The sequence below is a fragment of the Streptomyces sp. NPDC005878 genome, assembly GCF_040629815.1.
Taxonomy (GTDB): Bacteria; Actinomycetota; Actinomycetes; order Streptomycetales; family Streptomycetaceae; genus Streptomyces.
Genome location: NZ_JBEXWK010000021.1, coordinates 144,257 through 155,907, shown reverse-complemented (window position 1 = coordinate 155,907; position 11,651 = coordinate 144,257). Strand labels below are relative to the sequence as shown.

The window sequence follows — 11,651 nt, the reverse complement described above, 5'->3', positions numbered from 1 at the left end:
AGCGCGCCGGGCGCGGCCAGGACGGGGCACCGGGCCGCAGACCGGGCGCGGGCATGCCGACGGCCCGCCCCCACGAGGTACGAGGACGGGCCGGGCAACGAAGGCGACGCGGGCGCGACGGTTCAGGGACGGGCAGGCGCGGTCAACTCGTCGCGGCGGGACAGCAGGGGGACTGTCACCAGGCGCGTCCCTGGCGAATGAGTTCGAACTGGTCGTATGCCAGGTCAGAGTTCTCGCGGCTGGGACCGAGCCACTTCACTCCGCGGTCCCAGCGGTAGACCCAGTAGCACCTCCATCGGCCCTGCGGGTCCTGACGGTTGTCCTGGCGTGTGCTCTGGCCGTACAGGAGCCGGTAGACCCGGCCGTCGGGTGCGGTGAACGTGTCGATGGCGCGGGTGCGCTCGTAGAAGTAGCGGTCACCGAGCACGCCGGGCTTGTGGTCGTGTACGCCGAACCTCTGGTTGGTGATCCACTGGCCCTCGTGGGGCGGGAGGTCCTCGGGGCGGATCTGCGGGTGTGCCCACACGCGGGAGTTCGACGGAGCAGGGTGCAGCTCGCCATCGCTCGTGCGGAAGCTGTATCCGATGCCCCCGTAGGTCTCGTAGGTGCCTCCCACGCTGATGCCCCAGACCGGCGTGAACTCGGTGCCGATGGAGCCGTCGGGCCTGGTGACCTCGCGGGCAAGGCGTTGGCCCGTCTCGATCTGGCCCGGGTGCAGCAGCTCGACTCCGGCACTCTCGTCGGGCCACGTCCAGTTGTCCACGTTCCAACTCCTTGTCATTGCGCCGTGTTGGGCGGGGTCGGGCCGGTGCGGCCCGTGGTTGGTGGGTGCAGCGTGCGGCGGTGGTCGGCAAGCGGCGCAACCAGCGCGCCGGGCGCGGCCAGGACGGGGCACCGGGCCGCGGACCGGGCGCGGGCATGCCGACAGCCCGCCCCCACGCAGTACGAGGACGGGCCGGGGCAGGGGCGGGCAGGGCGGGCAGTGTCCGCCGGTGAGTCAGGGACGGCACGCCGTCGATGACTCCGCGTTGCAACCCTGGCTGCAGGCGGACGGAGGCGCCGGATCCCGGACGCCTCGGCGTGCGGCTCGACGCGGGTGCGGCAGACGCGGGGGGCACGCTTGGGCAGGTGACCGGGACGGTCAAAGGGAGTAGGGCAGCCCGCGCTCGTCGTCTCCTGGGGACTCGCTATGCCGTGCCTCCTGCGTCTGGATCTCCGCACGAATCGCCGGGTAAAGATCCGGGCCGGGGGCATCTGCGATGCGGTGATCGAACGCCCACGCCAGAGCCTCGTCCGTGGGATCCTCGCCAGGACGATCGGCACACCACTTGGCAGCGAGCTTTTGCACCCGCGCCGTCCGGGCACTCGGCCAATCGTCCCGGCCCTCGAGCGCTTCACGGACCAGCGCCTGCCCCTCGGGAGTCGACTCCAGTACCTGCCAGCCGAGTTCGTCCACGACAAAGCGCAGCGTCACGTCGTGGCTCCACTGGACGCCGTACGGGTCGGTGTGCCAACTGGCGTCGGGCACGAGGACCGGGTCACAGGCATAGAGGGTCCGTCGAGCAACGTCGATATCGATCGCGGGACTGAGGGGCGCGCCAGGTACCGGGGACGGCACTCGTGTCTCCTCTTCGGTGCTCCCCTGAGCTGGATCCTGCTCGGCAGGGTTCATACTGCTCTCCTTGTAATCGTCGCAGGTGGCGGTCCGCGGCCCCGCAGGCGGTGCCCACAGCGGCAGAGCAGCGCTGGGCCATGCTTGGGCGCGGGGGGCGGTTGCTGCCGGCGGCAGTGCGGGGTGGGTCGGACCACAGACGAGGCGCGGCTGTGTGCGGCGCGGGAGCCGGTGCTCGGACTCGCCGCACGTGGAGGATCGGTGCGGGGGCGTCCTTCCGGCCGCACCGACACTGGCCCGGGCGGAGCCAAGCCGCACAACCTCGATCGAAGACGTCGCTGCGGGGCGGTGGCGGGCGGGACGGACGCGAAGGGCCCACCCCGGGCGGAGTGGGCCTCGTACACGTAGACGGAATAGGTGGTCAGTGGGTGGGTTATCCGCTCTGCCCAGGGCTGTTGTCCAGGTCGACGGTCAGGTCGGCGCCTTCCTCGGGTCGCAGGAGTTCGGCGAGTGCCCCGAGCACAGCGCACAGCGCGTCGTCGTCGAGGTCGACGATCGTGGAAGTGCCGCGGTCGTGCAGCGTCACGTCGTGGACGCGGTAGTCGGCGTGCCCCATGCCGAACTTGGAGTCGCGGGCGGCGAAGACTGCGCGCGTCCAGCGGGGCCCGTCGGCGGACGTGAGCAGCCGCACGCGGCGGCCAGCTGCAGCGCGCAGGGCTGCCTCCTCGGCGTCGGCGGCGGTCTCACGCAGTTCAGTCAGCATGGCAGGGTCCATGGTGTCCAGCAGGGCCCGCAGTGCGGCCTTGCGGACCTGAGTACGGGCGCGGTCGGCGGATGTCTGGGCGCAGCACTGCGCGCGCCAGCACACGCACCGGTGGCAGTCGAGGCACGTCTGGGTCTGGTCGCAGCCGCACCGGCAGGTGAAGGGGCGGCAATAGGCGCCGTGCTCCGCCTTTGCCGAAGCGGGGACGGCGGCCAGGGAGCGGGTGAGCTCGGTGAAGTCGCGTTCTTCTTCCACGAGGTTGGCGGCCAGGGTTTGACCGTCCTCGCGGAGCATTGCGGCGAGACGGTCGCAGGTCTGCCGGTGGATCACGAGGGCGTACGCCTCGACCTGGGCGCCGATGAGCAGTGGGAAGGATTCCGAGTCGTCGGGGGTGACGTCGGGTTCGTTGTCGGGGGTGGTCATGCTCGTCTCCAGTCGGGGGTCGGTGGTCATGGCGATGCTGGCTAAGGCAGGACGGGCTCCCGGTCGTAGATGGCGGCGAGGGAGGCGAGCAAGGGCGCCACCATGGAGCGGGCGACGGGCATGTTGGCCTCGCGCCACACGGGCGCGTTGTCGATGGCGCGCCAGAGTTCGGCGGTCATCGGGAGTGAGGCCGCGTTCGTGCAGTCGGGTACGCGGAGTGGCGAGTGGGCGCCCTTGATGTCCACATGTGCTCCGTCGGGGCGAAGGCAGACGATGTGTCCGATGCGGCAGGGGCAACGTGTGCCTCCACCGTCCAGCCACATGCGGTCCTGGCCGTCGCAGTCGTCGGTGAGCAGGCCGATTGTGGGCCATCCGGTCGCCTCGTTCAGGGCGCGTGCGAAGGCGTGGCACTGGCCATGCGTGAATGCCTCGCGCGCCGTTTCGTCGAGGCGGCCGGGGGTCACCTCGAAGGTGCGGTGCCATTGGCCAACCACGGTGACAGGCCGGTCGGCGGGGAGGGGGGACGTGTCGGTGGGCGTGCCCGTCGCGCCGGCTGGGTGATCTCCGGCCTCCATCGGGAAGGCGGTGAGCAGATCGGACATGGCAGGGTGTACTCCTTCCTGGGGTTGCCCGGGTGGGCGGCCGCATCGTCGGAGCACGGCGGGCTAGCGTCGCAACGGGAGTTGGGCAGGCGTGGGACGCCCCTGCCCGCCGTGGTGTGGAGATGCGACGGAGGGCAGGGGCCGGACGGGGGCGCTGTCAGGGGGCGAGGAGGAGGGCGCCGAAGCTGGTGACCTTCTGCCAGGCTGCCTCGAATCCGTCTCGTTGCTTGTCGGCCATCCCCGCCGGGGCGGCGACCAGGAACCCCTCGGCTGTCGGGTATGTCTCGCCTCGTTCGGCGAAGCGCATCCGCGGGATGCCGTCGATGGTTACGACGGGTGAGTCCGATGCCCGTCCCTCGTCGTGGAGGTGTTGCATGACCTCGCTCTGGGTGCCGTGGTGGATGCTGCGGACCGATCGCCAGGCCGGTCCCTTCCGGAGGGGCTCACGGCACCAGGGTCCTGGCCGTGGGCAGCTCTTTCCGTGGTTGGCACGGCAGTGGTCCGAGCGGCCCGCGAAGTAGACGCGGCGCACTTCGTACACCGCCCACTGGGCGGCGCTGCGTTCGCGTTCGAACGCGTTCAGGGCGGCGGTGTTCCCGTCGTTGTGGAGGAGCTGCTTGAGGGAGACGTCGCGGTACAGGGTCGAGCGGGGGTTCAGGGCGATTGCGTTGGACTCCAGGCGCAGTACTGCGGCGGCTAGTTCGGGGAAGGCGCGGCAGCGAGCGAGGTGCGCGTCGACGGATGCTCGGACGGCGGGGTACGGGCACATCGTGCAGTACGACTTAGGCCATACCACACCGAATCGTTCTTTGAGGCCCTGAAGGATCTGAGTCCTGTCGAGCTCCCAGTCGATGAGCGGGTACCAGGGGCGGCGGGTCTGAGAGGCGTAGGTGTAGTCACGCTCGGCCCGGTCGGTCTCGTTTGCTTCGTAGCCGATGACGTGGCGGTACGCCATGGTGCCGAACTCTCTGGCCGCCCACTGGTCCATCACCCAGCCCTTGAACTTGATCGAGCAGAACCGCTTCTTGGAGGCGTACTGGGGCACCGTGCCGGTGGGGCCGAGTTCGTCGGACAAGGCCCATGGGCCGCGGCGGAACAGGCGGCTGGGGGTGCGCGTGTCGGACAGGACGGCGATGCCGTCGCTGTCGCTCGGTCCTCCTCGGGCCACTTGGACGAGGCGGACGTGGTGGCGGGCCAGCAGGGGGAGGATGTGCTGCTCGGCCAGGTCCATCGTGTCCGGCCACTCCTCGCCCGTGAGGGCCACGATGACCACGCATTCGCGCAGGTCGGGGGTGAGGTCGTGGGCGGCTGGATCTTCGAGGAACTCGACCAGGATGCGCGTGGAGTCGGCGCCCAGGCCCCAGCTGATGAGGACCGGGGACACGGTTTCGTCCATGGAGGTGGCCTTCCGGGTCATGGTGCGTAGCGGGCGCCGGCGCTGAGGTCTGCCGGGGCTGCTCTGGATGGCCGGAACGATGGGTAGGGTCAGGCCAAGCCCCGCAACTGCCCTTGTGTCCATGTGTGTTGGCGAGTGGCGGGTGGCGACGATGGCCTGTTGGCCTGCCCCCTGGTGTGTGGCCACGGGCTCCAAGGTCGTGGGGCGGGCGGCTGCGTGTGCGGGTGAGGCATAGGTCGGCCCTCGGCACCGGAGGGTGACGAGGGCCGAAAGGCGGGCGGGGTTCACACGGGTGGGGTCGCTTCAGCGGCCGCTTTGCGTTCGATGGTGTCGACGCGCAGCTCGACGGTGTCGCTGCCGGTTTCCTCGCCGTCCAGGAGGTAGCGCTCTTCTGCGTCGTGTGCGGAGCGGGCGGTCAGGGTGAAGGTGATCATCTCGGTGCGGAACACGGTGACCTCGTACGATCCCGGTCCCTCAGGGTCGTCGCCTTCGCCGTCGGCAGTTGCCTCCTGCGGGTCCAGCAGGACCAGCACGTCGTAGGTGAACAGTGGCGGGCGCGGGATGCGGCTTGGTGCCAGGGTGCGCGGCTCGCCGTCGGCATGGGTCAGGAACGCGGTGATGGCCGCGCGCATTTGGTCGCGCTGCGCGGGGGTGGTGGTGCCGTCGGCGAGGGCGCACACGCTTGGGACGTCCAGCCAGTGGTGCTCGTTCAAGCCGCTGATGCTGTGCGTGGTGCGCTGCTCCGCGGCCATGGCCGCGGTCCATGCGCGCACGCGGCCGGCGGCGGTGTCCGGGGCAGGGCGGGCGCCTGCGGTGACCTCCGCCAGGCGTGCCGCGTGCCGGGCGTAGCTGGCCTGGCAGACGTCGCAGGCGGCTACGGTGCCCATCGGCCCGGTAGGAAGACTGCCGGTCGCATAGACGCCGTGCTGTGCATGGTCGGGGACGTAGTTGCACAGCATCGGCACGCCTGCGTCGTTGGTGACATACCGGTTCTCGTTGGGGTGAGTGTCCATGGCTCCTCCTCCAGAATCAGGGGGGTGGGCGGCTCGCATCGTGGGTCGGGCGCTCGCCGACTTCTGCGAGGCGGTTGCTGCGCACGGTGGCCTGGACGCTGGCAACGCCCGCAACCTCGGGCGCACGATGACCTCGGCGCGGCGGGGCGTCGGGCGTGGGTCGGCCCCCGATGCCTGGTCAGGTGGGCAGCGGGGGCCGGGCATTGCGATCAGCTGGCGGTGGAGACGGGGCGGATCAGCACACACTGCATCGATCTGTCTCCGTCATCCAGGAAGAAGAGCTCCTGCAGGGAGGTTCGAAGGCCGATGACGCCGTAGGTGCGGCCTTCCGGCTGCGGCACGGTCCACGTCTGCGAGTACGTGGTCTCAATGGCGTTCCGGATCCTGGTCAGGGCCGTACGGACCGCGAAGCCCTGCGAGAACGGGTGGGAGCCGTGCACCGGTACCCAGTCGGCGGACTCGATCACTTCGAGGAGTTCGGCACGCCGGTCCTCGGGGACCAGATCAGTGGCGGCGGCGACTTCGATCCAGCTGGTTCGGGTGTGCTCTGACATGTGGGCCTTTCGGTTGCTTGGGCGAGATCGCCCGCGAGAGGGAGGCGTCAGGACGGAGCGCGCGTCTACTCCCTCCGGGCGGCGGCCACACCGTGGCCCGGCGGCCGGCAAGGGACGCAAGCGGGTCCACGTCCTGGTCTCGGTGCCTCCGGCCCGCGTTGCACGCAGGGCCAGGAGGCAAGGGGCGAGTGCGGCACTGGGCCGGAGGCGGTGAGGGCGCCGCCCCGGCCGGTGGGCACGGGGCGGCGGGTGTCGTCCGAGCGCCGTAAGGCCCTCGGCTCCGCGAGTGCGGCGCCGAGGGCCCGCGGGCTGTTACGCCCGTGTCCCGTGCATGTAGTCGCCGCGCTCGTCGCGGTCCGTGGAGTCGGGCTCAGGGCGAAGCTGTTGTGACTGCTGGAGGGGGATGGCGTTGGTGAGGGCGTCGCGCAGGTCACGCAGGGCTCGGACGGCAGCGCCTTCGGCTTCGACGGGCCAGATCGGGTCGTCGGAGCGAGCGGTGTCGAAGTCCTCGTTCTCGTCCAGGAGCGCGAGGGCTTCCGCGACGGTGGCGATGGCGGCCGGGTAGTCGGTGGCGGGGCCGGTGAGCGTGCTGAGGTCGGGGGCCGGCAGGACGGGAGAGCGGTAGGCGGGGTCGTCGGTCACCAGGACGCCCAAGGCGGCCACCGCCAGGGCCCAGGCCGGCTCGCAGTGTTCGCGGTCGGCTGGGATGAGCGCGAGGGCCGCATCGGCGGCATAGCCGTGGGGGGAGCTGCCGAGGCAGGTCTCGGCCGTGACACTCGGCCCGAGCCGGAGGATGCCCTCGAGGGTGCCCGGCTTGTGGTCGCTGGCGGGCTGCCACGACCACGCGGCCGTCGGGGTGGTGAGGCGTTCCAGTGCCGTGAGCCAGCAAGGACCGGTGTAGCCGTCTGCGGCGATGACGACGGCGCCGGAGTCGGCGTTGAAGGTGATGGAACCTCTGATCGGGCTGTTGCGGTGGCGGGGGCTCTGCTCGAAGAACACGAGGCCGGTGTCCTGGTCAGGGTGCGAACGAACGGCCAGGGGCGGTGCGGAGACCATGAGTGCGGTGTAGAAGCCGTTGAGGGTGCCGGTGGCGGTGAGCTCCTGGTGGAGGGCGTCATGGGTGGTGAACACGCGGGGTCCTTCCCAAGGTGAGATCCCGTCGGCCGGTGGGCCGGGCGGGAGCTGCTCCGCTGAGGGGCGGGGCGGCGGGGTGGACCGTGCGCGGGGTATGCCTTAGCCCCGCAACCGCCGCTGTGGCGTCCGGAAGGAGCGGGCAGGGGCAGGGGCGGCAACGGCCTAGGCCCCGCCCCTGGGGCGGGGCCTAGAGCGGTAGTGACAGTGGCGGAGAGGGCCTGTTTCAGGCGGCAGATGGGGCCGCGCTCTGGGGGGCGGGCGATGCGGCCGGCTGGTTGGTCTGCTGCTGGCCGACCGGGGTGAGGATCTCCCGGTGGTCGGGGGTGATGAGGGCGGCGACGCTGTCACGCCAGTTCGGGATGCGGCAGCGGTTGCGGCCGAGGACCAGGAAGCCGCGGGCCCGGTCGCGTCGGACATAGGTGAAGGTGTCGCTGCGGGTGCCGTTGGTGAACGTCAGGGTGTGGGTGAGGCGGACCTGGGTGCCCGGCTTCAAGTACCGGCGCAGGAAGTCGCGCTGGGCGTGATGCGCACGGCACTGCGCGCGCCAGGCGAGTGCGTACTCGTTCGTGGTCGGGGTGAGCGCGTTGAGCACCGACTTGGGTGCCTTGTGGTCGCCAGGACCACAGTTCTCGTCCAGGTCCTTGTAGCTGAAGTTGTAGTCCGGGTCGTTGGTCCATCGGGTCAGGGCGATGAAGGCGGTGACTTCGCTGGTGGTCTGGTCGCGGACGGCGGCGTAGAAGACGCCTTCGACGGTGCCGTGCGCGATGATCTTGTAGCGGTCGTCGAGCTTCTTCGCGAAGTGCTCCTCGTTGGTCTCGGCGTTCTTGTCGCGTCGGTACGACGTCCATCCCATGGCGTGGCCTCTCTGGTCTGGGGCCGGTTCTGTGGACCGACCGCTGGCGCAGCGTGGGATGGTGGCGGGCAAGTGGCGCAAGTGCGTGCCGGGGCGGTCCGGCCGGGTGCGGGAAGCGGAGTGTCACCCGCAGGCGAGGCCCGGAGTTTTGGGCGACAACGCCCCTTGGGCCCGCCCGCGCTGGATGGCGGGAAGGCCCAAGGGGCGGTTGCGGTGTTCAGTTCGGGGACGGTGCGGTGGCGTGGATCGTGTAGCCGGTGTTGTTGAAGGGGCGCACGGTCTCTGCGATGAACTGTGCGCGCTGCGGGGTCGTGCACTTCACCGAGCGGGCGCCCTTGCCAATGGCGTTGTACAGCGTGACCGTGTAGCGGCCGCTCTCGGGGGTTCCTCCGGGTACGGGACGGACGGGGTCGGGGGCGTGGCCTTCCGCGTTCAGTCGGGTGTTCGCGGCCTTGATGCAGTCCGCGCACAGCCAGCTGTCGACCAGGTACGTGACCTTGACGGCTCCGTAGGCCAGGCAGGTGGGCTCGGTACAGCGGATCCCGGCGGCGCACCGAGCACGGGTGGCAGCCCGTTCTGCGGCCTGCTGGGACAGATACGCGGGCACAGTCGGCGGCGTGGGAGGCACGTCGTCGGCGTCCTCGGTCAGTCCCCACCGAGCGGCCTGCTCCTGGAGTGCGTCGCTGGCCTGGCGCTCGCGGTCGGTCCAGCCTCGTCGGCCGAGGGCCGGTTCGACCGCGGCGGCCTCGACCAGGAAGCGGCAGCGCTCTTCGATGTGCTGGAAGACGACCACGCGGAGATCGTCGTCGGCGTCATCGGCCCGAGCAGCTGCCTGTCGGGCTGTGGCGGCGATGCGCAGCAGCTTGGTCGACGGGGCGTTGAGCTGGTGCTTGGCTGCCGTGAGGAAGGAAAGCGCGTAGGGCGTCTCCTCGTGGTCGGCCACGCCGGGCAGGGCCAGCAGCCGCCGAGCTGCGGACAGCGCTCGTGGGATGCGGGCGGTGGCGTGGGCAACGCCGGCACCGGTTGCCTGCGGGTGGGCCAGGATGTAGGCGATGGTGCGTGCGCTGCGGGCGACGGCGTACAGGCGGTGTACCTGGCGGTCGAGCTCGGCGGCGGAGGGCAGGGCGGAGAGCTGGGGCATGGGTTGACTCATCTCGAATGCGGGGCAGGGACGTGATCGCTCACAGAGGGCGCGTGCGGCTCCGGTGGGTGAGCACGCTGACCGTGGGCCGCGTCGGGGTTAGCCCTGCAACGCCTGCGGGCCGCGCGTCCACAGGGGTGGCGCACGGCCCGGCTCGCCCGACTGGTGGCGTTGGTCAGAACAGCACGCCCTCCTCCGGTGTTGCTCCAGCTCTGGCTCCGCCTCTGGTTCGTCGGCTACGGCGAGGGCCGCCTCGCGGAGCTCCAGGCGGGGGTAACCGCCAGTGCACCGGCTATATGGGGCCCTGGGTGGGTGTCAGTGGCGGGCGTGAGAGGGATGGCGCAGGACGAACAGTGCCTTCGCCATGGAGGTGGTGGCGGGGCGGATGAGGTCGGAGTTCTGGTCACCGCCCCATACGGTCCATCGGTCGCCGTCCAGATGCGGGGTCCACGTCAGGAGGAATGTTCGGCCGTCGGGGACGGTCGCCGACCACTGGCCGCGCTGTGTGGTCGTGAACGTCACTCCGGGCACTTCGGGAAGTTCGGGGACGGGGCCGAACCGGCGGGCCTGAAGGTCGAGATAGGCGCGGGTGGCGACGACCGCGACCTCGGCCGTCGCCGGTCGCGCTGTGCCCCGCTCACCGGATACCGGCCGCCAGTACGCGCCTCGCGCATAGTTGAAGCCTCGTTCGGCCAGGACGGCCCCAGCGAGGTTCAGTACCTCGTCGCGCAGGGCGTGCGCGTGGGTGCCGACCAGCGGCACAGGGTCCCAGAGGCTCGGGCTGTCGCCCCCTTCGGCGTTCACCCAGTGCAGGGCAGCGCGTGAGGTGGTCGGAGAGACGTAGACCCGGACGGCGACGGGGCGGCTGCGCTCCTCCGACGCACGGCTTAGTTCCAGCCTTCGGTCTTCAGGGAGGAGCTGAGCGCGCTGGGCGTTGCCGGAGCCGTGGTTGATCGTGGTCACAGGGTCGTCCTTCGGTCGATGCTGGCACGCGGTGGGCCGGGACGGGACCACGGCGAGGGGTGTCGTTGCCCGGCGAGCCGGATCGTGGCGGGACGGTGAGTTAGCCGGGCAACTGCCGAAGGAACAGAGCGGCCCCCAGGCCCGGCGGGCGAGGGGGCGGCGCGTGGTGTGAGTGTTAGTCCATCGTCCCTGTGGGCTGCTGGAAGAAGACGGGAGTGGTCACCTCGCGGGCCTCCTGTTCGCTCAGTCGGAGGGTGGGGTGGGTGAGATGGGCGGGGAGTTCATAGGCGGCGAGCCAGTTCTCCCCCGGACTCCCTGCGGGCGTCGCACGGCCGTCGACCGGGTAGAAGCGGTATCTGGCGCAGTCGGCAGCGGTTGCGATGAATCCGCCGGTGACCCGCTGCCACGCGAGCGCGGCGTCGGTGTCGTCCTTGGTGGCGTGTTCCTGGTGGCGGCGGCCGTGCCGGTCGGCAAGGCCAATCATCCAGTCGACCAGGGCGGCGGAGTCGGTGGCGTAGTTGCCTGTGGCGAAGTCGGGGAGCTCTTCCAGGTACGGAGGCTGCTCCTGCTGCATCCAGTGGGCTCCGAGGAACCCGTGCTCGCCGATCGGGTGGTGGTTGGAGACCTCCCCTCCGTAGAGGTCGGTGCCCGACCATGTGACCTCGGAGTTGTCGGCGAAGGTGTAGCGGGCGTAGGTTCCGGCGCTGTCGCCCCATCCCTCGCAGGCGATACCCGCGGCGGCCAACCGCAGGTACACGGAGCGGGCGATGGTCTGCCGGGCGATGATTTCGTTGTTCTTCTCGACGGGAGCGGTCCAGCATTCGCGCCCGTTGTAGCGCCAGTTGCCGATGCCGGTGTCGCCGTTGTACTCGACCCACGGCAGGGGGTCGGACTTGCTGCGCGGCTCATAGGCGACGGGGACGCCGGGGCCGAATCCGGCCATCACGCGGAGCCTGGGCGGGCGGTCGTGCTTGTCACCGTGGTGGTCACGATATGCCTGGTAGGCGGCGTCGCGCTTCGTGATCAGTTCGCGGGTGTAGTTCCGGCGTTTGGTCATGGTGGTGTGCCTCTCGCATCCGGCTCGGTTGTTCCGGGGATTTCGTGGCCCCGGCGAGCGGCACACTGGGCGAGGGCCTGGTTAGGGCTGCAACTACCGTCTGTGCGACGACGTTGTGCGGCTCGCCCGGGCGGGCCGGA

At 70.6% G+C, this 11,651-nt stretch carries 12 protein-coding genes; all 12 read right to left on the bottom strand.

Annotated features, from left to right (window positions below; all coding sequences use genetic code 11):
• Positions 1 to 175: 175 nt before the first annotated feature.
• Positions 176 to 763, bottom strand: coding sequence for a hypothetical protein (locus ABZ404_RS27295; protein ID WP_358990990.1), 588 nt, complete (start codon positions 761 to 763; stop codon positions 176 to 178).
• Between the two features lie 378 nt (positions 764 to 1,141).
• On the bottom strand, positions 1,142 to 1,672 hold the full coding sequence (locus tag ABZ404_RS27290) for a hypothetical protein (RefSeq protein ID WP_358834671.1): 531 nt from the start codon (positions 1,670 to 1,672) through the stop codon (positions 1,142 to 1,144).
• A gap of 373 nt (positions 1,673 to 2,045) precedes the next feature.
• Positions 2,046 to 2,828: a hypothetical protein gene (locus tag ABZ404_RS27285; protein ID WP_358834670.1), complete on the bottom strand. Its 783-nt coding sequence runs from the start codon at positions 2,826 to 2,828 to the stop codon at positions 2,046 to 2,048.
• 11 nt (positions 2,829 to 2,839) lie between these two features.
• Positions 2,840 to 3,400, bottom strand: a complete 561-nt coding sequence (locus ABZ404_RS27280; RefSeq protein ID WP_358834669.1) for a hypothetical protein — start codon at positions 3,398 to 3,400, stop codon at positions 2,840 to 2,842.
• 157 nt (positions 3,401 to 3,557) lie between these two features.
• Entirely contained in the window at positions 3,558 to 4,796 is a 1,239-nt protein-coding gene (locus ABZ404_RS27275; protein WP_358990987.1) for a hypothetical protein, read from the bottom strand.
• 284 nt (positions 4,797 to 5,080) lie between these two features.
• Complete coding sequence (locus ABZ404_RS27270) at positions 5,081 to 5,809, bottom strand: hypothetical protein (RefSeq protein ID WP_358834667.1); 729 nt, start codon at positions 5,807 to 5,809, stop codon at positions 5,081 to 5,083.
• A gap of 209 nt (positions 5,810 to 6,018) precedes the next feature.
• Complete coding sequence (locus ABZ404_RS27265; protein WP_358834666.1) at positions 6,019 to 6,363, bottom strand: hypothetical protein; 345 nt, start codon at positions 6,361 to 6,363, stop codon at positions 6,019 to 6,021.
• A 312-nt stretch (positions 6,364 to 6,675) separates the two neighbouring features.
• Entirely contained in the window at positions 6,676 to 7,494 is an 819-nt protein-coding gene (locus ABZ404_RS27260; RefSeq protein ID WP_358834665.1) for a hypothetical protein, read from the bottom strand.
• 226 nt (positions 7,495 to 7,720) lie between these two features.
• Positions 7,721 to 8,350 carry a hypothetical protein gene (locus tag ABZ404_RS27255; RefSeq protein ID WP_358834664.1) on the bottom strand — a complete coding sequence of 210 codons (630 nt, stop codon included), beginning with the start codon at positions 8,348 to 8,350 and terminating at the stop codon, positions 7,721 to 7,723.
• A gap of 217 nt (positions 8,351 to 8,567) precedes the next feature.
• Positions 8,568 to 9,491, bottom strand: a complete 924-nt coding sequence (locus ABZ404_RS27250) for a hypothetical protein (RefSeq protein ID WP_358834663.1) — start codon at positions 9,489 to 9,491, stop codon at positions 8,568 to 8,570.
• A 315-nt stretch (positions 9,492 to 9,806) separates the two neighbouring features.
• The gene (locus ABZ404_RS27245; RefSeq protein WP_358834662.1) at positions 9,807 to 10,454 is read right to left on the bottom strand and encodes a hypothetical protein; all 648 of its coding nucleotides are present in this window, start codon (positions 10,452 to 10,454) and stop codon (positions 9,807 to 9,809) included.
• A 175-nt stretch (positions 10,455 to 10,629) separates the two neighbouring features.
• The gene (locus ABZ404_RS27240; protein ID WP_358834661.1) at positions 10,630 to 11,511 is read right to left on the bottom strand and encodes a hypothetical protein; all 882 of its coding nucleotides are present in this window, start codon (positions 11,509 to 11,511) and stop codon (positions 10,630 to 10,632) included.
• Positions 11,512 to 11,651 lie beyond the last annotated feature (140 nt).